Below are 22293 nucleotides of genomic sequence, written 5' to 3'. Positions count from 1 at the left end.
GATCATTTACTAACGTTTCAGATTGACGACCTCTTGAAGAACCTCGTCGGACGTTGTAATAATCCGCGAGTTGGCCTGGAAGCCACGCTGAGCCACGATCATTTCCGTGAACTCGCTCGTCAGGTCCACGTTGGACATCTCAAGCTGCCCGGCGATGACCGCGCCCGTGCCCTTCGTGGCGTCATTGGCGTCGGCCGGGAAGTCGACCAGTCCGTCTTCCTTGGCGTTGAGCGTCATCCGGAACAGGTTCCCGCCGATTTTCTCCAGGCCTTCCGGGTTGGGCACTTTGCCTACGCCGATCTTCGTTCCGTTGTCCGTCGTCCCGTCATCGAGCTTCTGGATGATCGTTCCATCCTGAGAGATTGAAAAAGAGACCGTGTTGCTTTGCAGCTTGATCGGCGCTCCGTCGGTATCGCATACAAACAGGCCATCCGAAGTAACGAGCTGCTGCAAAGCATCAATATGGAAATCGCCAGCCCGGGTCAAAAAAGGCGGGTCCTGCGCCGGATCCAGCTTCACAAGAAAAAATCCGTCCCCATCGATGCGCAGGTCCGTTGGATTATTCGTCATCATGGCACTGCCGCCCAGATGCATCGTATCGATGGAACCAACGGATACGCCAAGGCCGATTTGCTTGGCATTCACGCCGCCATGAACAGAGTCTTCCGGGGCCGTAATACCTGCCACGGTCTGGCTTATGACATCTTTAAACATGACCCGTCCGGATTTGAAGCCGATCGTATTCACGTTTGCGATGTTGTTGCCGATGACGTCAAGCTTGGTCTGGAACCCCCGCATGCCTGATACGCCGGAATACATGGATCTCATCATAGTTTTATTCCTCCCTCGTCGTGTAAGGACCGCGTCTGTCGGTCAGCGGTCCACTGGCTTCCTGTCGGGCCAGCCAGATTAAGATATAACGATCGCGCTGTCGATCTGCGTAAACACGTTGTCCTTCATCGAATTTCCGTCGATCGCCGTCACGACCGTCCGGTTTGCCACATTGACGATCAGCGCCATGTCTTGCAGCAAGATGAGCGATTCCTTGCTTCCTTTCGCCGCCGCTTTGTCAACGGCATCTTGAATTTTGGCCAACTGGTCCCCCTGCAGTTCAATGCCTCTTTGCTCCAGCCGCTTGGCCGCATGGTTGCTGAATTTCAGCAGCTCATGTCGGAATAACCGGTCAAACGAGGTTGCTGGCGTTTCCCGCTGCAAGCTTCGCTGAGCGGCGTTCTTGACTGCGGGATACATCTTGGAAGGATACAGCTGCCCGATGGTTATGCGTTCATTCATGCCGATTCACCGCTTCCGGGTGCGTCGGTATTCGAATCAGCGCCAGCAGGCTCCGCACCTTTCGGATCATCTCCAGGAGGCGTTTGATCCGGCGCCGGATGTTCTTCGGTTTTGGACGCTTCTTTGATTTCAATGACCTTGTCCAACGGAATCGCCAGCGAACCAACGGACGCGTACTGAACGCCGTCTTTCACGATGATGGAGTCCACGACGCCCGATTTCATCTCGCTTTTGCTTTCGCCGCCCTGGTCCTTGTTCGCGTCGTCGATCCAGCTGATCTCCTTGCCGATCAGGCCGGAGACGTTGCCCAGGGACTGGCTCATCGCATTCAGCTGTTTGGAAATGTTGATCAGCTGCTCTACCGAAGTAAACTGGGCCATCTGCGCGATGAACTCTTTGTCCTCCATCGGCTGCATCGGATCCTGGTTTTGCAGCTGCTTGATCAAAATGCTCAAAAACTGGTCCTTTCCCAGCTCCTGCTTTTTGTTGCTCGCTCTTGCGACGTTTTCGGCCGAATAATTAGGCCATACATTCGGTGTAGAAAAAATTTCCGAAGCCATTTGTTTTCACCTCCGTCTGGCTAAGCTTTTGCCGTAAACATGTTGCCGCCGTCCGCTTGTTCCCGGGCTGCCAGCCACTCGCTAAGCTCTTCCCCCAGTTCCGCGACTGTGATCGCGTCGTCGGTAGGCGTCTCCTTCTCCTTGGAGCGGCGGTTGGACTGCTGCTGACCTGCTCCCGGCTGGCGTCCGCCGTCCTGATACATTTGCGATTGCGGCGACGGGTTCTGGGTTACGACCAGCTTTTCAACCTGCACGCCTTGCGTTTGCAGCGTCGAACGAAGCTGGCTCATCTGTTGTTCCAGCAGGTCCTTTGTGGCCGCATGCTCGGTCGAAAATTGCGCGATCAGCTGGCCGTTTTGCATCGTCAGCTTGACGTCCACTTGGCCCAGGCGCTCCGGATAAAGCGTGATTCTTGCCTCCGAAATTCCTTGCTGCTTCACGAATTCCAGATTTTTGACGACAAATCCGCTCATCTCTTCCGAAAATTTCTCGACCGGTACCGGTGCCGCGGCTTTCGCCGAAGCGTTGATGCCGTGTCGCAATGCCAGCTGGCCGGCCGTTACCGTATGCTGGGTAGCAAACGGGTCGTCAGGCTGCTCGTGGCGGTCCCCGGCAGCCGTCTGCTCGGTGCCTGCGGGCTGTACGCCTTTAGACAAAACGCTGATACGGGGTTCGAACACGGCATTTTTGCTCTGGGCCGCAAACGTCTGTGTCTCTAGCGGCTTCGATGGCGCCGCCTGCCCGTTGTTGATCAGCTCCTGGAACGACTGGAGAAGCTGAAGCGCCTGATGCTGCGTCTTGCCTGGCGCCCCTTGCCGTTTTTGCAGCAGGGAGGCGAGCTGTTCCATCCCGTCCTGCACGACAAATCGAATCGTCGCCGGACTTTCGGAAAGAGGGCCCGTCAGCGCATCCGCGTTTTCCGCCTGCGCCGCATTCCCCGCCGAATTGGCCTGGTTCAGCAGGTTTTGAACTTGCTGCAGCCAGCCCTGAAGCGCCGCAAGCAGCTCGGGATCGGCCGCAACCGCCTCGTCCAGCTTGTCCATGTCGGCGGTCAGGCTTTGCAGCAGGTCCAGGACGCCTTGCTCATCGCCTCCGGCTTCTTCGCCGGTTGCGCCCATCCCCGCCAGTTGGAGGAGGCCTTCGAGCAGCGTGCCTGCATTTACGATCGCGGCGCTTGGCTGCGAGGCATCCCCCGACATCATTTGCGCCAGCGATTGATTGAATACGCCCGCGACGGCCCCCGTTCCCGCCGCCTGCTTGCCGCCGGCAGCCGCTGTTTTTCCGCTTGGGGAGTTTCCGGCGGCCACGTTTTGAAAAACGAGACTCATATGATTTCACCTCCTTTCACGAACCGAAAAGGGCTGATCTTACTTGATCATCAATTTGTTCAAGATGACGGCCGCCGTTTTGGGATCCTTGGCGTTCATCGCGTCCAGGATTCCGGAACGGGTCGAGTCAGCCACCTCGTTCAAAATTTTCAATACTTTGTCTGGCGATATTTTATAGGTCGCAAGGAGGAGCTCCGCCGCGCTTTTGGCAGGCATGCTCGCAAAGGTTTGGCTGATTTGCGTTTTGTCGAGTCCGCTCGACGAGCCGGTTTTTTCCTCCGCCGCATCCTTGCTGATCCGGGATTGCAGCGCCGCGATCGCCAAATCGCTCGAAGAAACGGCATCCTTCAGTTTCATCGATACATCCGCCGCAATCTTCGGGTCCATCTTGGCCAGGATTGCTGTCCGGCTGTCGGTTTTCATGCTGCTGAGGAGCAATACCATTTCTTCGGTCGTCATGTTCTGCATGATCGGCGCGGCTTTGCTCGGGCTCATGTCGGCGTACATTTTGGCCAAATCCTTGATTTGCTTTTCATAGGGATCGGCGTTTTCCGGATTTGCGCCCTGCGCTGCGGTTTCCGCGTTTTGCGCCGATTCCAGCTGGTCCTGCAGGCTTTTCACTTTCTGTTCCTGCTCGGCTTTTTCTTCCTTGGCCTTTTGCAGATCCGCTTCTTTGGCCGCCAGCTTGTTTTTGAGCTCGTCGATCGTCGCGTTTGCGCTTTTGACCTGATCTTTCGCGTTTTGAAGCTTCGTTTTTTCAGGGTCTTTGACGGGATCGGGAACCCAGTTTTTGACGACCGGAATTTTATCCGCAACGCTCAGCACGCTGTTTCGAACATCGACGTTAAATAGCGTGAGCAGCACGCCGATCAGCACGACCGTAAAAATGATCGGGATCATGAAAAACAGAAACTTTTCAAACCCTCCCGCAGACTCTTTCTCTATATCAAAATCTTTATCTGCCACAATCAATCCACCCCCGAGGCCACAGCATCGTTTCGATTCGTTCCATCTATCTCGCTCTCATGGCGAACCTGACTGTTGCCATTTCATCCAGTTCGTTCTGTTCCCTCAGGAGCATGGTTTGCTGAAAGGAACTTTTAGCCTTATCCCGTGCTTTGAGCCAGACCTGTTCGTCCAGCATTTTGCGGGTCAGCTGATGTTTTTTCATTTGGACATTGCTGTCCGCCCGCTCGACGTCGGAATATTTTTTGGCGATGCATTGCTGCAAATGATCGGCATACATTTGAAACTCGCGTATTTTCGCTACCGGCGCCCGCCGTTCGGCAGCCTCCTGGAGTTGTTTCGCCATCCGTTCCCTGCTTTCAAGCAGCTCTTCAAGAGATTTCTTTTCTTCCTGCAATCTTCCGATCGCGCTGGATAGCATCCATTCGGCTTGTGTTTTCTCATTGGTTTTCAAATCCACGATTTTCTGGAACGCATACTGAAATTTCATCCCTTAAGGTCATCTCCTTGAAAATTCGGAAATCAAACGCTCCTGCACCTGCTCCAGCGTTACTTTCTCGTCCACCTTCTGCTTGGTGAAGTCCCATATCTGCTGGATATAATCGATCGACTCGTCGATTTGCTCGTTGGAGCCTCGTTGGTAGGCGCCGATGTTGATCAAATCCTCCGAGTCTTTGTAAACGGCCATCAGCCTTTTTAAATTGTCCGCCGCTTCGATCTGCTCTTTCGGCGCGATATCCTTCATCACCCGGCTGATGCTCGCAAGCACGTCGATGGCGGGAAAATGCCCCTTATTGGCGATGTTGCGGTTCAGCACGATATGGCCGTCCAAAATCCCCCGGACCGCATCGGCAATCGGTTCGTTCATGTCGTCGCCGTCGACCAGGACGGTATAAAAGGCCGTAATTGAACCCGTCGGTCCTGTTCCGGCCCGTTCGAGCAGTTTCGGCAAACTGGCAAAGACGGAAGGCGTGTAGCCTCTCATGGCCGGCGGTTCGCCGACGGCCAGGCCCACCTCGCGCTGCGCCATGGCATAGCGGGTTACCGAGTCCATCATCAGCATGACGTTCATCCCCCGGTCGCGAAAATATTCCGCGATGGTCGTCGCGATCAGGGCGCCTTTGATCCTGACAAGCGCCGGCTGATCCGACGTCGCGACGACGACAACAGAACGCTGCAGCCCCTCCGGCCCCAGGTCCCTTTCGATAAAGTCCAAAACCTCGCGTCCCCGTTCCCCGATTAAGGCGATCACGTTGACGTCCGCGTCCGTGTTGCGGGCAATCATGCCCATCAGCGTGCTTTTGCCGACGCCGGAGCCGGCGAAAATGCCGACCCTCTGCCCTTTGCCGATCGTCAGCAGTCCGTCGATGGCCCTCACTCCGATGCTGATCGGTTCCTTGACCCTTGGGCGGGTCAAAGGATTGGACGGCTCGTTGTACGTCGAACTGTACGGCATCCGGGTCGGGATCAGCGATCCGTCGAGCGGTTGCCCGAGCCCGTCAAGAACTTTGCCAAGCAGCTCGGAGCCGACCTGAACGCTAAGCGGCTTGCCCGTTCCCACGACGTCGCAGCCCGGACCGATCGAATGGAGCTCCCCCAGCGGCATCAGCAGCACCTTGTTGTCCCGGAAGCCGACGACCTCGGCCTGCAGCGGTTTAGAGCTTTTCGTCGGATAAATGTAGCAGACATCGCCGACGCTGGCGTCCGGTCCTTCGGATTCCACCATCAGCCCGATCACCTGGGTGACTTTGCCGTTGATTCTGACCGGGTCCAAATTCCGCAGATGTTCCTTGTATCGTTCGCTGCTAAGCATCTTCATCTTGGTTGCTCCGCTCCTCGTCATCCAGCGCGATCCGAATCAGTTCCTTTTTGATTTCGGTCAGCTGCGTATCGATTCTCGCGTCGATGCTGCCGAAGGACGAGCGAATGACGCAGCCCTGGTCGTGAACCGTCGAATCCGGCAAAATTTGAAGCTCCGCCTGGGAGTCGATCGCGGCCGCAAGCTCTTCCCTTGCAGCCTGAACGAAAGCGAAATGTTTCGGCGCCACGCAAAGCGTGATGACGCCCTGCTCCCGCTTGCGCGATAAATTGTTTTTGATCAGTTCGATCACGTAGTCCGGTTCGAGCGTCAGCTGTTTGTCGATCACTTTCTCGGCGATGGCGCAGCTGAGTTCGACCAGAAACGGCTCGGCCTCCTGAATGATCTGTTCTTTCATTAAATAAGCTTGCTTCAGCACCGTCTGCGCTTCGTCCATCATCCGGCCGATTTGGTCCCGAAGATCCGCCATCGCCTTCTCCGAGCCTTCCCGGTACCCTGTGTCGTAACCTTCGGATTTGAGCGCTTCGACCAAATGTTCGTCCTGAAGCCTGCGCTCCTGCCACCAGCTGTCGATCTGCCCGCTTGCTTCCGCCAGCATGCGCTCCGCTTCCTCCGAAGCCTCGCGCAGCTGCCGTTCGGCGAACTCGCGGGCATCCTCGAGCATCTCCTTGCTGAGCCGCTTCGCTTCTTCGTCCGCTTCGATTTTCCTGATCTCTTCGGACGCTTTTTCTTCCATCGGAGAAGCTTCCGATTGCGGAACGTAACGATGCCCGAGGTCCAGCTTTTTCAGCGCTTCGACCGGAACGTATTGGGAAGATTTGATTAGATTAGACAATAATGTCATCTCCTCCGCCGCGAGCTATGATGATCTCACCGGCTTCTTCCAGTCTGCGGATCGTGCTTACGATGCGGGTCTGCGCTTCTTCGACGTCACGCAGCCGCACCGGACCCATGTATTCCATTTCTTCCTTGAAGGTCTCCGCCATCCGTTTGGACATGTTGCGGAAAATGACGTCGCGCACCTCTTCGCTCGCCACCTTGAGGGCAAGCTGCAGGTCCGAGTTTTCGACGTCGCGGATGATCCGCTGAATGGAACGGTTGTCCACGTTGACGATATCCTCGAACACGAACATCCGTTTTTTGATTTCTTCGGCCAGCTCCGGATCCTGGATTTCCAGGGAGTCGAGGATGGTCCGTTCCGTGCCGCGGTCGACGCCGTTCAAAATTTGGACGATCGACTCGATGCCGCCGGCGTTCGTATAATCCTGCGTGACCGTAGCCGAGAGCTTCTGTTCCAAAACCCGCTCCACTTGCGCAATGACTTCCGGAGACGTGCTGTCCATGACGGCGATTCGCCTTGCCACGTCGGCCTGCTTTTCTTGCGGCAGGGACGACAGGATGGCAGCCGCCTGTTCGAACTGCAGATAGGACAGGACCAGCGCGATCGTCTGCGCGTTTTCGTTTTGAATGAAGTTCAAAATCTGGTTCGGATCCGCTTTGCGCGCAAAATCGAAAGGTCTCACCTGCAGCGTCGCCGTCAGGCGATTGATGACCTCGATCGCTTTTTGCGGGCCGAGCGCCTTCTCCAAAATTTCCTTGGCGTAGTTGATGCCGCCTTGGGATATATATTCCTGAGCGAGACAGATTTGGTGGAACTCCGACAGGATCATGTCTTTTTCCACGCTGTCCACTTTCCGTACGTTTGCAATTTCCAAAGTTAGCTGCTCGATCTCTTCATCCCTTAAATGCTTGAAGATTTGAGCCGAGACTTCCGGCCCGAGCGTAATCAGCAGGATCGCCGCTTTTTGCCTCCCGCTGAGCCCCTGGCTGTTTGGTTTTACCAAGTCATTTCACCTCTATTCGTCAGCGAGCCATGTACGCAGCAGATTGACAAATTCCTCCGGCTTTTTCTTTGCCAGCGTTTCAAGCTGCTTCCGCACCTGGCTTTCGTTCGTCACGCTTTCCAAGCTGATGGACGGAAACTCTGTCGGAGCCGGCAGCGGAAGATCCTCTTCCAGTTCTTCGTTCTGTTTGCGGCGGCGGAAAATCAGGAACGCGCCTCCCGCAAGCAGAGCAAGCGCGGCGAGACCGATGCCCCACAGAACTCCTTTGGAAAGATGCAAGCCTTTCGCCGGGGTCTGTTCCTCGCCAAAAGGTTGCGAATAAACCGAAACTTTTTTGGCCAGATCTGCGTCTGTATATGTAGAGCCCGAATCCGCAAGGGATGCCCTGACGATGTTCACCAAAATGTTTTGAATGGCATCTTTCGTTTGCTGATCCACCGTTTTTTGTCCGGTAGGCGGTTCAACGGCTACATTAATGGTTAAATCTTTAACGGTATAAGGACTCGAGACGATATCCTTCGTAATCCGGTTCACTTCGTAATTGATCGTTTTGGACAAATCTTCGGAAGTGACGTCGCCTGAGGACGCGTCTCCCGGATAGGACGGCACCTGCGTTTGGCCGGTTCCGGCCACGCCGCCCTCGGGGCTGCTTTTGCCCGTATAGTTTTTCGATATTTCCTGCACGCTGATTTCAATGCCCTTCATGTTTTCGGCATCGACCGGCGTGACCAGGTTTTCCTTGCTCTGAACCTTGTCGAAATTCAGCTTCGACACGACCAGCACGTCGACTTTGTTCGGACCCATAAATTGGCCCAGGAACTGCTTGACGTTTTGGCGCACCTCGTTTTCGAATTTCTTTTGCAGCGCGAAGTTTTCTTCCACCGAGCTGCTCAGCGTTCCTTGCCCGCCTCTGGCGGACGGAAGAAGCTCCGTGTTGCTTTCGCCTTCCATCATCGTGATGTTTTCGATCGGAAGATTCGGCACCGCCGTTTTGACGAGGTTGAAATATCCGTCGATCGTCGCCTGGTTCGGATGGTAACCCGGTTTGAAGGTCAACACGACGGATGCGTTGCCTTTTTCCTGGTCGTCCATTCCTGCAAAGACGCTTTCCTTTGGCAGAGTGACGAGCACCTTCGCGTTGGAAATGCCGTTCATTTGCTTGAGAAGCTGTTCGACCTCGCCGTTCAAAGCGTTGTTATACTTTACGTTAAACTCGCTGTCCGTCGTTCCGATCGAAGAGGAATTGTCGAAAGCGCGGAATCCGATCGAACCGTTTTGTATGATGCCTTGGGAGCCGACATCCACCTTGATGCGGGCAGCCTGCGCGCTAGGCACCGAGATCGTTTTTCCGTCGGGACCGAGCTTGTACGGAATGTTGTTCGTGTCCAGATAATTCATGATGCCTGCGGAATCGCTGGCGTTCAAATCCTTGAAGGCGACCTCGTATTCCGTTTTGGAAAGCTGAATGGTCAATACCACGATGGCAATGACGATTAATGCGAGTGTTGAAATAAAAATGGTTTTCTGTTTCTTGCTGAACTGATTCCAATATTGGACGACTCTGTCCTTATATTGGGCGATTCTTTCATTCACAACGTCACCCACCCTACCCGAATCTTAGCCATTTACGATTAGATTTGCGTACGCATGATTTCCTGATAGGCCTCGATGACCTTATTGCGGACTTGGGACGCAAGCTGCAGGCTCAGCAGCGCTTTTTCCGAGGAAATCATGACTTGGTCCACGTCCACTTGCCCGAGCATGAACTTCGTGCTCATGTCCTTGGACGTTTTTTCCTGGTCTGCGATTTGGCTGATGGCATTTTCCAGATATGTACCGAACTTGCTAAGCGATTCCGCCGGCGTATCTTTTCCGCCCGGTGTGGTTTCCTGAAGTTTAAGCGGTTGTACGTTGAGCGTGTTGAACATGGTGTTCTGTATCATCAATGTCCCTCCTTAATGCATTTATGGTTCTATGGAACTACCGGCCGATTTCTAAAGCTTTCATAATCATCGCTTTCGAAGCGTTTAACGCCGTTACGTTCGCGTTGTACGCGTGCGACGCCGAAATCAGGTCCACCATTTCCTTGGTGAGGTCCACGTTAGGCATGTACACATACCCCTCTGCATCCGCGTCCGGATGGCTCGGATTATATACGGGCTTGAAAGGGGTCTGGTCCTCTTGGATCGCATTGACCTTCACTCCCCGAGCCGAGCTTCCCTCCCCATTCAATTGTGCTTGCAGCATATTCTCGAATTTCGACTCATTCGGCGCTAAAACGACCATCTTGCGCCGGTAAGGCACGGCTTGTCCGTTGACGATGGATGCCCTGGTCGTTTCTGCATTGGCGATATTCGAAGAAATGACATCCATTCTGAGGCGCTGCGCCGTCAGGCCGGATGCACTGATGCCAAAACTGCTGTTCAAATTCATCTATTCTTATCTCCCTTCTACCGCGACGCGCATCATTTTGATTTGTTCATTGATTTGCTGGATGTAAGAATTGTACTGAATTTGGTTTGCCGCCAGATTCGCCATTTCGCTGTCGACATCGACATTGTTCCGGTTATTGTTCATCGCGGTGGACCGGTCCGTGGTGACGACCGGCTCCGGAATCGAATTGGCAGGTCCTATGACAAAATGCCGGGGATCCGTTACTTTGCCGCGCAACCGAGGCATCGCACCGTCGTTCATTTCCTGCTGCAGCAAATTTTCGAACGACACGTCCGAGCGCTTGAAATAAGGCGTCTCCTCGTTCGCGATGTTGTTGGAAATGACATTTTGCCTAATGTTAGCCGCACGCAGTCCAGCCTCCATGAGCCGAAAGCTGGTGCTGTTCAACAAATCCATGTTCTGCCCCCCTCTTCAAAAGATCTTACATATGAAATTTTTCCACTTCATCCTCCGAAATCCTGTCTTTTTCGACAAAACCAATCAAAATAAACAAGATTTTTGGGACTTAAGTAGAAAAAATTACTAACTTGTCGTATATCCTAAGTTTCTTAGAGATTGGGATTTATTACAATAAGAAAAAAGCCCTATCTTTTGACTAAAAGAGGGGCTTTTTTCTTATTTTGCGTCGAAATCTTTGTGATTCTGCTCCGTATAAGGGATTAGAGGTTTAGGACAACCTTGCGCATCGCCAGTTTTCGCCAAAAACGATGCGAAATAGTCCCGGATTTTCCGATTTGCGAAAGTATAAATTTTCAAAAAATTTTCATATTTTCCCGATCCGTTACTAAACGACCGGTTTTAACGACAAATAACCCGATCAGAATATAAGCCTTTAAGGCTTCCGATCGGGTTATCTATGTCTATGATCACAATATATATTGGCTGAGATCGCGGTCCTGCGCGATACCGGCAAGTTTCTCCCGCACATACTCCGGCGTGATCGTCATGTGCTCCAGCGTCAGCTCCGGCGCTTCGAACGAAAGATCCTCCAGCAGCTTCTCCAGGATGGTGTGCAGCCTGCGCGCGCCGATATTTTCCATGTTTTCGTTCACGGTTGCGGCAATTTTGGCAATCTCCCGGATGGCTTCGGGCGAAAAGTCGATTTCGAGGTTTTCCGTCTTCAGCAAATCCTTGTATTGCTTCGTAATCGCGTTTTTCGGTTCCGTCAAAATCGACACGAAATCATCCAGCGACAGGCTGTTCAATTCGACACGGATCGGGAAACGTCCCTGCAATTCCGGAATCAAATCGGACGGTTTGGCGATATGGAAAGCGCCGGCCGCAATAAACAGGATGAAATCCGTCTTTACGGGGCCGTATTTGGTCATGACGGTGGAACCTTCGACGATGGGAAGGATATCCCTCTGCACGCCTTCCCTGGACACGTCAGGGCCGCTTCCTTTGCCCTGGCTAGCCACCTTGTCGATCTCATCGATAAAAATGATGCCGGATTGCTCTGCCCGGGACACCGACTCGGCGATGACGTCGTCCATGTCGATCAGCTTCGTCGCTTCTTCCTGAATCAGCACCTTGCGTGCTTCCTTGATCGTGAGCTTCCGTTTTTTCGTCCGTTTCGGCAGCAGGCTGCCGAACATTTCCTGGATGTTCATGCCCATTTGATCGTTGCCTTGGCCGGCAAGCATATCCATCATCGTCGGCGTCGTATCCTCAACGTCGATTTCGATCAGGTCGTCCTCCATGCTGCCGGACAGCAGCTTGAACTTGACCTGGCGCCGTCTTTCGGCGATCGAACCTTCAAGCTCCTGGTCTTCGTCCTCATCCTGCGGCTCGTTGTTCCCGTTCCCGAACAGCATTTCGAACGGATTGCGCTGGCCTTTGTTTTTCGCGTTCCTTGGAACGAGGATTTTGACGATGCGTTCGTTGGCAAGCTCCTCCGCGCGGTCTTTGACCTTTTCCATCCGCTCGCCTTTCACCATCCGGATCGACGTTTCGATCAAATCGCGGACCATGGACTCCACGTCGCGGCCGACGTAGCCGACTTCGGTAAACTTCGTGGCCTCGATTTTGACGAACGGCGCGTTGACGAGTTTGGCCAAACGTCTGGCGATTTCCGTTTTGCCCACGCCGGTCGGCCCGATCATCAAAATGTTTTTCGGAACGATCTCGTCGCGGTCCTCGTCGGGAAGAAGACTGCGGCGATACCGGTTGCGTAGGGCGACGGCTACGGATTTTTTGGCTTGTTTCTGCCCGACGATATATTTATCCAATTCGGCGACAATCTGTCTTGGCGTCATGTTCTGATTCACCATGTTCATCCCCCTGTCCTTACAGCTCTTCCACGATGATATTCCCGTTCGTGTAGACGCAAATTTCGGAAGCGATTTTCAGCGCCTCGCGCGCGATGTCTTTCGCTTCGAGATCCTGCGCATGACGTTTCAGCGCCCGGGCGGCCGACAGCGCAAAGCTGCCCCCCGACCCGATCGCGATGACGTCGTCGTCAGGCTCAATGATTTCTCCGCCTCCGGAGATCAGCAGCATGCCGCTCTTGTCCATGACGATCATCAAGGCTTCGAGCTTGCGGAGGACGCGGTCGGATCTCCAGTCTTTTGCAAGCTCCACCGCCGCGCGCTGCAGATTGCCGTGATGCTCCTCCAGTTTGCCTTCGAACTTTTCGAAAAGGGTAATGGCATCCGCCACGGATCCGGCGAAACCGGCTACGACCTGCCCCCTATAGAGCCGCCGTACCTTTTTGGCCGTTTGCTTCATGATCATGTTCTCGCCGAACGTCACTTGCCCGTCGCCGGCGATGGCCGCCTTCCCGTTGTGACGCACGGCGCAAATCGTCGTTGCGTGAAATGACATCTCCATGTCCGTCAAGCCTCCTACTCTATGCTTCCTGCCCCTGCTTTCGAGGCGCCGTATTCTTTGACGAATTCGGCAATGCTGGCGAGCGCCCGGTTGGCAAGCGCCTCGTTTTTCTCTTTTTTGTTGCGGATTTTTTGGCCTAGTGCCGGCAGCAAACCGAAGTTCGCATTCATCGGCTGGAAATGCTTCGGATCGGCATTCGTGACGTAATGCGCCATGCTTCCGATCGTACTGGTTTCGGGTAGAACGACGAGCTCCTCGCCTTTGGCCTTTCTGGCGGCGTTAATGCCCGCTATAAGCCCCGATGCGGCCGATTCGACATATCCTTCCACCCCGGTCATTTGCCCGGCAAAAAACAGATTCTCGTTCGTCTTAAGCTGATATGTAGGCTTAAGCAGGCGCGGCGAATTGATGAACGTGTTGCGGTGCATGACGCCATAGCGGACGAATTCGGCATTTTCGAGTCCCGGAATCATGGAGAACACCCGTTTTTGCTCGCCCCATTTCAGGTGGGTCTGGAACCCTACGAGGTTGTACAGCGTTCCCGCCGCGTTGTCCTGGCGCAGCTGCACGACCGCGTACGGAAGTTCGCCCGTATGAGGGTTCACCAGGCCGACGGGCTTCATCGGACCGAACAAAGCCGTCTGTTTGCCGCGTTTCATCATCACTTCGATCGGCATGCAGCCCTCGAAATAAACTTCTTTCTCGAATTCCTTCAGCTGCGCGACTTCGGCCGAAACGAGCGCATCGTAAAACGCGTTGAACTCTTCTTCGGTCATCGGGCAGTTCAAATAGGCGGCTTCGCCTTTGTCGTAGCGGGAAGCCAGGTACACTTTGCTCATATCGATGGAATCTTTTTCGACGATCGGCGCTGCCGCATCGTAAAAATAAAAATACTCCTCGCCCATGAGCGCTTTGATTTCGGCAGAGAGAGCAGGGGATGTCAGAGGGCCTGTCGCGATGACGACGATCCCCTCTTCAGGTATATGCTGTATTTCTTCGTTTACGACCTCGATCAGCGGATGGTTGTGCAGGATGCTCGTAATATCGCCGGAAAAACCGTCCCGGTCCACCGCCAACGCGCCGCCGGCGGGAACCGCGTTTTTGTCCGCCGATTTCAAAATGATCGAATCCAGCATCCGCATTTCTTCTTTAAGCACGCCGACCGCGTTGGTCAAGCCGTTGGCCCGAAGGGAATTCGTGCAGACGAGCTCGGCAAACTTGTCCGTATGGTGGGCGGGCGTTTTGACGACGGGACGCATTTCATATAATTTCACGGGTACGCCCCGGCTCGCGATCTGCCAGGCAGCTTCGCTGCCTGCCAGACCCGCGCCGATGACGGTCACCTGTTTTGCTTCGGTCAATTTCATTACCTCCTACTGTGCATACAACATGCTGTTAGACTGTGTCTTCATCGTTTTCTTCGATTTCCTGGGTGTGGTCGCAGGAGGTGCATTGCAGCCGGGCTCCTTGCTTGTTCCGCTTTTCCACCATCCACGAGCCGCATTTCGGGCAAGGAACGCTGGAAGGGCGGTCCCAGGACACGAAACCGCATTCCGGATAACGGTCGCAGCCGTAAAAGATGCGCCCTTTTTTGCTGCGGCGTTCCACGACGTGGCCTTCCTTGCATTTCGGACAAGTCACGCCGATATCCTTGACGATCGGTTTCGTGTTCCGGCAATCCGGGAATCCCGAGCATGCCAGAAACTTTCCGAACCGACCCAGCTTGTAAACCATCGGCCTACCGCATTTGTCGCAGATTTCGTCGGAAACCTCGTCTTCGATTTCGATTTCCTTCATTTCCTCCTCGGCGACTTCCAGGCGTTTTTCGAAGGATTCGTAAAATTCCTTCAGCACCTTCACCCAATCCTCGGAGCCTTCCTCCACATGGTCGAGATCTTCTTCCATATGGGCGGTAAACTCCGCATCGAGAATTTCCGGAAAAAACTGTTCCATTTGCTCGATGACCAGCTCTCCCAGCTCGGTGGGAACGAATTTCTTGTCTTCGATCGCCACGTAACCCCGCTTCTGAATCGTTTCCAGCGTCGGGGCATACGTACTCGGCCGTCCGATTCCAAGCTCCTCCATCGTGCGCACGAGACGCGCTTCCGTATACCGCGGCGGAGGCTGGGTGAAATGCTGCTTCGGCTCGATGTCTTCCTTCTTCAGCTTATCTCCCGGCGTCAGCTCGGGCAGGAATTTCTCTTCTTCGGTCGTGCCGTCGTCGTTTCCTTCGACATACACCTTCATGAAGCCCGGGAAACGCACCTTGGAGCCGGAAGCGCGGAATACGGCCGTTCCGGCGGCGATATCCACCGACAGCGTATCGAGAACCGCGGAAGCCATCTGGCTCGCCACGAAGCGCTCCCAAATCAGCTTATACAGCCTGAACTGGTCGCGGCTCATGAAGGCTTTGACGGATTCGGGATCGCGGAGCACCGAGGTCGGGCGGATCGCTTCGTGCGCATCCTGCGCGTTTGCCGCTTTCTTCGAATATTCGCGCGGGGTTTCCGGCACGAAATCGCCGCCGAATTTTTCGCCGATGTAACCTTTTGCTTCTTCCTGCGCGGACGCGGCAATTCGCGTCGAGTCGGTACGCATGTAAGTAATCAAACCGACGGTGCCTTCCTTGCCGAGTTCGACCCCTTCGTACAGCTGCTGGGCGACGGACATCGTTTTGGCAGCGCGGAAGTTCAGCTTGCGGGCCGCTTCCTGCTGGAGGGAGCTTGTCGTAAACGGCGGCGACGGATGCCGCTGGCGTTCTTTTTCCTTGACCTCGGCCACCTTGAAGGTAGCCCCTTTGATCGCCTTCAGAACCTCCTGGACGTCTTCTTCCTTCGAAAGCTCCTTCTTCTGCCCTTCAAGCTGATGGAATTTCGCTTCGAACACCGAGCTGCCCTTGGCAAGCTTAGCGGTGATGGACCAATATTCCTCGGGAACGAAAGCGTTGATTTCGTTTTCGCGGTCCAGGATGATTTTGACGGCGACCGATTGGACCCGCCCCGCGGACAGTCCCTTTTTGACTTTCTTCCATAATAATGGGCTGATCTTGTAGCCTACCAGACGGTCCAAAATCCGCCTCGCCTGCTGGGCGTTGACCAAATCCATGTTGATTTTGCGCGGCGTTTTGAACGCGTCCTTCACGGCCTGCTTCGTAATTTCGTTGAATACGACCCGGCAGTTTTCCGTATCGTCCAGTTCAAGCGCATGCGCCAAATGCCAGGCAATCGCTTCCCCCTCGCGATCGGGGTCGGCTGCGAGATAAACCTTTTTGACCTTTTTGCTGGCATCCTTCAGCTCTTTGAGCACGGAACCTTTTCCGCGGATCGTAATGTACTTCGGATTGAACTCGTTTTCTATTTCAACTCCGATTTGGCTTTTTGGCAAATCGCGAACATGGCCCATGGAAGCCTTTACGATAAATTTGCTGCCTAAATATTTGCCGATCGTTTTCGCCTTGGCGGGCGATTCCACGATCACCAGTGAATCAGCCATCGGCTCATCCTCCTCTCCTACAGTCAAAAGTTTCGCTTGATTTTTTGCGGTTCAAACGTTCAATGTTCAGATGATCTTATATATAGCACCAGGTAATTGGGTAATCTGCTTTTTTATGATTAAAGATAACAGAACTGAATGCAAATGTCCAAAATCCCATCGGCTTCGTAGCAGCAGTTCGTCCAGCGTGAACGGCCCCTGCTCCAGTATATGGTATAGTTGCAGCTCGTCGGTTGTCAAATGGCCCGTTCCGCTCGCGGCCTCTTTTACCTGGCGTTCCCTATTGTATGTATTCTCGTGCCGGTTTGGCAACCATGAATCATATTCCTCGAGAACGTCGTCCGCGCTGCAGGCCATTTTGGCCCCCTGCCGGATCAGGTTTAAAGCCCCCCTGCTTTTCGGGGAATTCGCCTGGCCCGGCACGGCAAAAACGTCGCGCCCCGCATCCAGCGCCGCGTCCGCCGTAATGAGCGATCCGCTCCGTTCATCCGCCTCCACCACGATCGTGCCCAGCGACAAGCCGGCAATGATGCGGTTCCGCTGCGGAAACAATCCCGGATGAGGTCTTGTCCCAGGAGGATATTCCGTCACGATCAATCCGCGATCGCCGATTCTGGCAAAAAGCGATTTGTTTTCCGGCGGATAAACGATATCGATGCCCGTCGCAATGACCGCAACCGTCCCGCCTCCGCATAATAACGCAGCTTCGTGGCAAATGCTGTCGATTCCTCTGGCGAGCCCGCTGACGACGGCCAGTCCCGCTTCGCATAATCCCTGCGCCAGCTCCGCCCCCATTTTCCGCCCGTACGCCGTCGGAACCCTTGTCCCGACCATGGCAACCGACGGCACATGGAGCAACCGGAGATCCCCTTTTCCGTAAAGCACGTGCGGAGGATCGGGGCTTTCCTTCAGCAGCTCCGGATAATGCTCATCCAAAATGGTGACCACGCGGGTGCCCGCATCCCTTTCTTTTTCTTCCCGTTTCCGCAAAATATAGTCGGCCGTGAGCTCTTTTGCCAACCGCTCCGACAGGCCGGCGGAAAAACCGCATTTTTCCCAATCCCTACTATTAAAATGGATCATCTCTTCCGACAGCATACCTTCCGACAGGATTCGTGCGATGCTTTTTCTGCCCAGCCCTTTGAATTCATGCAGACCGATCAGCAGCCAGCGCTTATTCATCATGGTTTCACCTCAGGCAACGAATTGAAATGCAAAAAGCAACCTTTTATTCCCTCTGGAGGAAATAAAAGGTTGCTTACCTTTGATCCTATAATAACCCGAATGCGGATTAGTGTGTCAAGCATTTATCCAGCAGGCCGCGTTCCTTCAAAACGTCGACCAGCGTGGAGCCCATTTCGGAAGGCGTCGGAGCGACTTTGATGCCGCACTCTTCCATTTTGGCGATTTTTTCTTTCGCCGTGCCTTTGCCGCCGGAAATGATGGCGCCTGCATGGCCCATGCGTTTTCCCGGAGGAGCGGTAACGCCGCCGATAAAGCCGACGACAGGTTTCGTCATGTTGTCGCGGATCCATTCCGCGGCTTCCTCTTCGGCCGTGCCGCCGATTTCGCCGATCATGATGACCGCATAAGTATTCGGATCTTCGTTAAAACGCTTCAGCACGTCGATGAATTCCGTGCCTTTGACCGGGTCGCCGCCGATGCCCACCGCCGTGGATTGGCCGATGCCGCGGGTCGTCAGCTGATGGACGGCCTCGTACGTCAGCGTTCCGCTGCGGGATACGACGCCTACGTGTCCAGGCGTATGGATGTAGCCGGGCATGATGCCGATTTTGCATTCGCCGGGCGTGATGACGCCAGGGCAGTTCGGTCCGATCAGGACGGTCTTTTTGCCTTCCATGTAACGGGCAACCTTGACCATGTCAAGCACCGGAATGCCTTCGGTGATGCAGATGACGAGCTCCATTTCGGCTTCAACCGCTTCCATGATGGAGTCCGCGGCAAATGCCGGCGGTACGTAAATAACGCTCGCCGTGGCGCCTGTAGCCGCTTTGGCTTCGGCAACCGTATTGAACACGGGCAGGCTGACGGACGTTCCGTTTTCAAGCTCGATGTCGACGGTTGTGCCGCCTTTGCCCGGGGAAGTGCCCCCCACCATTTGCGTTCCGTAATCAAGGGCTCCTTTTGCATGGAAAAGGGCGGTTTTCCCGGTGATGCCCTGGGTAATCACTTTTGTATTTTTATCGACCAAAATACTCACGATTCGTTCACATCCCCTAATCTTATTTAAAGGTCCTTATTTTACGAGCGAGACGATTTTTTGCGCGCCGTCGGCCATGGAATCGGCTGGAACGATGTTCAAGCCGGATTCGGCCAAAATCTTCTTGCCGAGATCCACGTTGGTGCCTTCCAGGCGCACGACCAGCGGACGGGTCAAACCAAGCTGTTTCGCCGCTTCGACCACGCCTTCGGCGATGACGTCGCAACGCATGATGCCGCCGAAAATGTTGACGAAAATGCCTTTGACCTGCTCGTCGGAGAGAATGATTTTGAACGCTTCCGTTACTTTCTCGGTGGTTGCGCCGCCCCCAACGTCAAGGAAGTTGGCAGGGTCGCCGCCGTAGTATTTGATGATATCCATCGTTGCCATGGCAAGGCCCGCGCCGTTAACCATGCAGCCGATGTTGCCGTCAAGGGCGATGTAGCTCAGGTCGTATTTGGATGCTTCGATTTCTTTTTCGTTTTCTTCGTCCAGATCGCGGAGCTCCTGAATGTCCTTGTGGCGGAACAATGCGTTGGAGTCAAAGTTCAGTTTGGCGTCCAGCGCCATGACGTTGCCGTCACCCGTCACAACCAGCGGGTTGATCTCCGCGATCGAGCAGTCTTTATCCACGAAAGCCGTATAAAGGGCCATCATAAATTGAACGGCTTTGTTTACCAATTCTTTCGGAATGTTGATGGCATAAGCAAGTCTGCGGGCTTGGAAAACCTGCAGTCCTACGGCCGGATCAACGACTTCCTTGAAGATTTTCTCCGGAGTTTTCGCAGCCACTTCTTCGATCTCCGTGCCGCCTTCCTCCGATCCCATCATCACGACGCGGCCCGTTGCGCGGTCGACGACGACGCCCACGTAATATTCCTTCCGGATATCGCAGCCTTCTTCGATGAGAAGACGTTTTACTTCCTTCCCTTCCGGACCTGTCTGATGCGTAACGAGAACCTTGCCGAGGATTTCTTCGGCGTAGGCGCGGACTTCGTCCAGATTTTTCGCTACCTTGACGCCGCCTGCCTTACCGCGTCCGCCCGCATGGATCTGGGCCTTGACGACCGTGACCTGGCTGCCAAGCTCTTTCGCCGCTTCGACGGCTTCTTCCACCGTATAAGCGACCTTTCCGTTCGGAACGGTAACCCCATACTGCTTCAATACCTGTTTTCCTTGATATTCATGGATATTCATTTACGGAATCCTCCTATCAACATGACTGCTACAAGGCGGGCTTTTCTCTTGGAAAATAATATAAACCCAAGCTATTGTACCACGTTTTTAAAACGCTTACCTTAAGAAACTGAGGGAATATCGACAGCTTTTTGATATCGGTTTAATCCGTTTGAGAGAATATTTGGGATTTTTTTCCATAATCATTCGTTTTGTTGTTCTCCGGCTCAGGATTTCGCTTGTCTACTCCAACCGGGCCTGAAAAATCGACACTTTTAGACCTGCCGGCCGCTCCCCTTAGGTTTCGGCGCTTTTCCCTCGCTTCCCGGCTTATATTACCACAACATTTGGAAAATATTAATCTTTTGGCAAACAGGGCATGCCACCTTAAGATACCGCCATCCGCTTCAGGCAACGGCCATCCCTCTTCGACCTAAAGCTTTTGCAATGACGTTCCCGAAGAATATCCGCAGTTCCCCTAAACAGCAGCCTTGACTTTTCCCTGCCGCAAAATTACAATTTGATCAATATCATGTTCGAAAATAAGGAAGCACCTTTTTTCGACAGACACGCCGCTGCATTTGGGCAGTAGAACCGATCTGTTTGGAAAGGGTGCTTTTGTCGTATGTACGGAAAAATGTACAGTGCATGTTTATACGGAATTGATGGGGTTCTGATCCAGGTTGAGGTCGATATTTCGAACGGTCTTCCCCAAACGTCGATCATCGGCTTGCCCGATTCGGCCATTCGCGAGGCGGTGGAACGCGTTCGGGCGGGAATCAAAAACTGCGGGTTCACCTTCCCCTTGCAGCGTACGACCATCAACCTGGCGCCGGCCGATTTGCGCAAGGAAGGCTCCGCCTTCGACCTGGCCATCGCCCTCGGCATTTTGTGCACCAGCGGTCAGCTCGTGCTTCCCGGAGACGAAAAGCTCCTCATGATCGGGGAAATGGCGCTGGACGGAAGCCTGCGGCCGGTGACGGGCGTATTGTCGATGGTGGACCGGGCCAAACGCGAGGGATTTACCGCCGTCCTGCTCCCCAAGGATAACGCCGCCGAAGCATCCCTCATCGAAAATATGAATATTTATGCACTTGACCATTTGAAAGAGCTATTCGCTCTCGGGGAAAAGGAGGCCGCGGACAAGAACGCTCCGCTGCGGATTTCGTCTTTGGCGGGCCTGCGGTTTGTATCCGGCCATCCGCCCGGTCAAGAAGCGCATCAAGCCGAAGATTATGCGGACGTTCTCGGACAGCATCACGTGAAACGGGCATTAACGATTGCGGCGGCAGGCATGCATAACATCATGCTGATCGGTCCGCCGGGAACGGGAAAAACGATGCTGATCAAACGCCTGCCCACCATTCTCCCGCCCATGACGGAGCAGGAGGCGCTGGAGACGACCAAAATTTTCAGCGCCGCGGGAAAACTGAAGGAACCGGCGGCGGGCCTGCTGCGGACCCGGCCGTTCCGTTCCCCGCATCATACGATTTCGGCCGGCGGTTTGATCGGCGGCGGAACGATACCGAAGCCGGGGGAGGTCAGTCTGGCGCATCGCGGCATCCTGTTTCTGGACGAACTGCCCGAGTTTAACCGGCAGGTGCTGGAGGTGCTGCGGCAGCCGCTGGAGGACAAATGCGTGACGATCAGCCGGGCAAGGGCGGTCCATACCTTCCCGGCAAGATTCATGCTGGCCGCATCGATGAACCCTTGCCCGTGCGGGTATTGGGGCAGCGATCACCCCGGTCATCCGTGCACATGCAGTCCGGCAAGGATCGCGCATTACCGCTCCAAAATTTCCGGCCCGCTGCTGGACCGGATCGATCTGCAGGTCGACGTGCCGAGGCCCAGGGAATGGACGAAAGAAAAGTTCAGCCTTTCCTCCGCGGACATGCGCGCGCAAGTGCTGGAAGCGCATGAAAGGCAAGTAAGGCGTTACCGGATGCTCCAGATGAACTGGAACAGCGAGCTTAGCGGCACAGCGCTCCGGCGGTTCACGAAGCTCGATCCGGATACGGCCGACATGCTTCATCGGACGATCGACGCCTTGGGACTGAGCATGCGCGCCTATGACCGGATTTTAAAGCTTTCCCGAACGATCGCCGATCTGGACGGAAAGGAAAACATCCTCTCCTCCCATGTCGCGGAGGCGATCCAATACCGGAATCTGGACCGACCCCAAACCGAAACGCCGGTGTGAAAAAAGACTTCCTGAAACGCGTTTCAGGAAGTCTTTTTAGGCTGGGATCCATTCTTCGAACCAGAATTCGGAAAATGATTGGCGGATGAAGTCCATTTGATGTTGTACGGC

21 protein-coding genes are annotated in these 22293 nt (G+C 54.4%); 1 reads left to right on the top strand and 20 read right to left on the bottom strand.

Annotated elements, in window-relative coordinates; translation table 11 throughout:
• Positions 1–9: 9 nt before the first annotated feature.
• The 20 genes from KI367_RS08200 to sucC all read right to left on the bottom strand — a co-directional run bounded on the left by KI367_RS08200 (position 10) and on the right by sucC (position 20003).
• On the bottom strand, positions 10–831 hold the full coding sequence (locus tag KI367_RS08200; RefSeq protein WP_212948925.1) for a flagellar hook-basal body complex protein: 822 nt from the start codon (positions 829–831) through the stop codon (positions 10–12).
• Positions 832–909: 78 nt separating this feature from the next.
• A complete protein-coding gene (locus KI367_RS08195) occupies positions 910–1293 on the bottom strand; it encodes a TIGR02530 family flagellar biosynthesis protein (protein ID WP_036706920.1) in 384 nt (127 codons plus the stop codon).
• A complete protein-coding gene (locus KI367_RS08190; RefSeq protein WP_036706915.1) occupies positions 1290–1853 on the bottom strand; it encodes a flagellar hook capping FlgD N-terminal domain-containing protein in 564 nt (187 codons plus the stop codon). Before KI367_RS08190 ends, KI367_RS08195 begins: the two co-directional genes overlap by 4 nt.
• Positions 1854–1873: 20 nt before the next feature.
• Positions 1874–3181, bottom strand: a complete 1308-nt coding sequence (locus KI367_RS08185) for a flagellar hook-length control protein FliK (RefSeq protein ID WP_212948923.1) — start codon at positions 3179–3181, stop codon at positions 1874–1876.
• Positions 3182–3220: 39 nt separating this feature from the next.
• Positions 3221–4147 carry a MotE family protein gene (locus KI367_RS08180; protein ID WP_036706911.1) on the bottom strand — a complete coding sequence of 309 codons (927 nt, stop codon included), beginning with the start codon at positions 4145–4147 and terminating at the stop codon, positions 3221–3223.
• A 46-nt stretch (positions 4148–4193) separates the two neighbouring features.
• Positions 4194–4637: a flagellar export protein FliJ gene (gene fliJ, locus KI367_RS08175; protein ID WP_036706910.1), complete on the bottom strand. Its 444-nt coding sequence runs from the start codon at positions 4635–4637 to the stop codon at positions 4194–4196.
• Between the two features lie 9 nt (positions 4638–4646).
• Positions 4647–5966 (bottom strand): flagellar protein export ATPase FliI, encoded by a 1320-nt coding sequence (fliI, locus tag KI367_RS08170; protein ID WP_212948921.1) that lies wholly within the window; start codon positions 5964–5966, stop codon positions 4647–4649.
• The gene (locus KI367_RS08165) at positions 5953–6801 is read right to left on the bottom strand and encodes a FliH/SctL family protein (protein ID WP_036706905.1); all 849 of its coding nucleotides are present in this window, start codon (positions 6799–6801) and stop codon (positions 5953–5955) included. Before KI367_RS08165 ends, fliI begins: the two co-directional genes overlap by 14 nt.
• Positions 6794–7810 (bottom strand): flagellar motor switch protein FliG, encoded by a 1017-nt coding sequence (fliG, locus tag KI367_RS08160; RefSeq protein ID WP_036706899.1) that lies wholly within the window; start codon positions 7808–7810, stop codon positions 6794–6796. The genes KI367_RS08165 and fliG overlap by 8 nt, the downstream gene beginning before the upstream one ends.
• 12 nt (positions 7811–7822) lie before the next feature.
• Entirely contained in the window at positions 7823–9403 is a 1581-nt protein-coding gene (fliF, locus tag KI367_RS08155) for a flagellar basal-body MS-ring/collar protein FliF (protein WP_036706898.1), read from the bottom strand.
• A gap of 38 nt (positions 9404–9441) precedes the next feature.
• Positions 9442–9753, bottom strand: coding sequence for a flagellar hook-basal body complex protein FliE (fliE, locus tag KI367_RS08150; RefSeq protein ID WP_036706897.1), 312 nt, complete (start codon positions 9751–9753; stop codon positions 9442–9444).
• 37 nt (positions 9754–9790) lie between these two features.
• Positions 9791–10243, bottom strand: coding sequence for a flagellar basal body rod protein FlgC (gene flgC / locus KI367_RS08145; protein WP_036706895.1), 453 nt, complete (start codon positions 10241–10243; stop codon positions 9791–9793).
• Between the two features lie 6 nt (positions 10244–10249).
• Positions 10250–10660: a flagellar basal body rod protein FlgB gene (gene flgB, locus KI367_RS08140; RefSeq protein ID WP_036706893.1), complete on the bottom strand. Its 411-nt coding sequence runs from the start codon at positions 10658–10660 to the stop codon at positions 10250–10252.
• A gap of 470 nt (positions 10661–11130) precedes the next feature.
• A complete protein-coding gene (gene hslU / locus KI367_RS08135) occupies positions 11131–12534 on the bottom strand; it encodes an ATP-dependent protease ATPase subunit HslU (RefSeq protein ID WP_036706891.1) in 1404 nt (467 codons plus the stop codon).
• Between the two features lie 16 nt (positions 12535–12550).
• The gene (hslV, locus tag KI367_RS08130) at positions 12551–13093 is read right to left on the bottom strand and encodes an ATP-dependent protease subunit HslV (RefSeq protein WP_212948919.1); all 543 of its coding nucleotides are present in this window, start codon (positions 13091–13093) and stop codon (positions 12551–12553) included.
• Between the two features lie 14 nt (positions 13094–13107).
• The gene (gene trmFO, locus KI367_RS08125; RefSeq protein WP_212948918.1) at positions 13108–14454 is read right to left on the bottom strand and encodes an FADH(2)-oxidizing methylenetetrahydrofolate--tRNA-(uracil(54)-C(5))-methyltransferase TrmFO; all 1347 of its coding nucleotides are present in this window, start codon (positions 14452–14454) and stop codon (positions 13108–13110) included.
• Between the two features lie 34 nt (positions 14455–14488).
• A complete protein-coding gene (gene topA, locus KI367_RS08120) occupies positions 14489–16585 on the bottom strand; it encodes a type I DNA topoisomerase (protein WP_212948916.1) in 2097 nt (698 codons plus the stop codon).
• 66 nt (positions 16586–16651) lie between these two features.
• Positions 16652–17767: a DNA-processing protein DprA gene (gene dprA, locus KI367_RS08115; protein WP_212948914.1), complete on the bottom strand. Its 1116-nt coding sequence runs from the start codon at positions 17765–17767 to the stop codon at positions 16652–16654.
• Between the two features lie 109 nt (positions 17768–17876).
• Positions 17877–18806, bottom strand: a complete 930-nt coding sequence (gene sucD, locus KI367_RS08110) for a succinate--CoA ligase subunit alpha (RefSeq protein WP_212948912.1) — start codon at positions 18804–18806, stop codon at positions 17877–17879.
• A 36-nt stretch (positions 18807–18842) separates the two neighbouring features.
• Positions 18843–20003, bottom strand: coding sequence for an ADP-forming succinate--CoA ligase subunit beta (gene sucC / locus KI367_RS08105; RefSeq protein WP_036706887.1), 1161 nt, complete (start codon positions 20001–20003; stop codon positions 18843–18845).
• Between the two features lie 604 nt (positions 20004–20607).
• Here sucC and KI367_RS08100 point away from each other — a divergent pair.
• Positions 20608–22182, top strand: coding sequence for a YifB family Mg chelatase-like AAA ATPase (locus KI367_RS08100; protein WP_212948910.1), 1575 nt, complete (start codon positions 20608–20610; stop codon positions 22180–22182).
• Positions 22183–22293 lie beyond the last annotated feature (111 nt).

Origin of the sequence: Paenibacillus cookii (genome assembly GCF_018333375.1) — a bacterium.
GTDB classification, from domain to species: domain Bacteria; phylum Bacillota; class Bacilli; order Paenibacillales; family Paenibacillaceae; genus Paenibacillus_AQ; species Paenibacillus_AQ cookii.
Note: the sequence above shows the minus strand (reverse complement) of the source record. Positions and strands in the feature narration are given on the sequence as shown.

Bases quoted from the DNA above. Each gene is read 5' to 3' on its own strand.
- sucC (WP_036706887.1), bottom strand. From the start codon at position 20,003: ATGAATATCCATGAATATCAAGGAAAACAGGTATTGAAGCAGTATGGG.
- fliE (WP_036706897.1), bottom strand. From the start codon at position 9,753: ATGATACAGAACACCATGTTCAACACGCTCAACGTACAACCGCTTAAA.
- KI367_RS08200 (WP_212948925.1), bottom strand. From the start codon at position 831: ATGATGAGATCCATGTATTCCGGCGTATCAGGCATGCGGGGGTTCCAG.
- KI367_RS08185 (WP_212948923.1), bottom strand. From the start codon at position 3,181: ATGAGTCTCGTTTTTCAAAACGTGGCCGCCGGAAACTCCCCAAGCGGA.
- flgB (WP_036706893.1), bottom strand. From the start codon at position 10,660: ATGGATTTGTTGAACAGCACCAGCTTTCGGCTCATGGAGGCTGGACTG.
- hslU (WP_036706891.1), bottom strand. From the start codon at position 12,534: ATGGTGAATCAGAACATGACGCCAAGACAGATTGTCGCCGAATTGGAT.
- topA (WP_212948916.1), bottom strand. From the start codon at position 16,585: ATGGCTGATTCACTGGTGATCGTGGAATCGCCCGCCAAGGCGAAAACG.
- KI367_RS08100 (WP_212948910.1), top strand. From the start codon at position 20,608: ATGTACGGAAAAATGTACAGTGCATGTTTATACGGAATTGATGGGGTT.
- fliJ (WP_036706910.1), bottom strand. From the start codon at position 4,637: ATGAAATTTCAGTATGCGTTCCAGAAAATCGTGGATTTGAAAACCAAT.
- flgC (WP_036706895.1), bottom strand. From the start codon at position 10,243: ATGAATTTGAACAGCAGTTTTGGCATCAGTGCATCCGGCCTGACGGCG.
- dprA (WP_212948914.1), bottom strand. From the start codon at position 17,767: ATGAATAAGCGCTGGCTGCTGATCGGTCTGCATGAATTCAAAGGGCTG.
- hslV (WP_212948919.1), bottom strand. From the start codon at position 13,093: ATGGAGATGTCATTTCACGCAACGACGATTTGCGCCGTGCGTCACAAC.
- KI367_RS08195 (WP_036706920.1), bottom strand. From the start codon at position 1,293: ATGAATGAACGCATAACCATCGGGCAGCTGTATCCTTCCAAGATGTAT.
- fliI (WP_212948921.1), bottom strand. From the start codon at position 5,966: ATGAAGATGCTTAGCAGCGAACGATACAAGGAACATCTGCGGAATTTG.
- KI367_RS08190 (WP_036706915.1), bottom strand. From the start codon at position 1,853: ATGGCTTCGGAAATTTTTTCTACACCGAATGTATGGCCTAATTATTCG.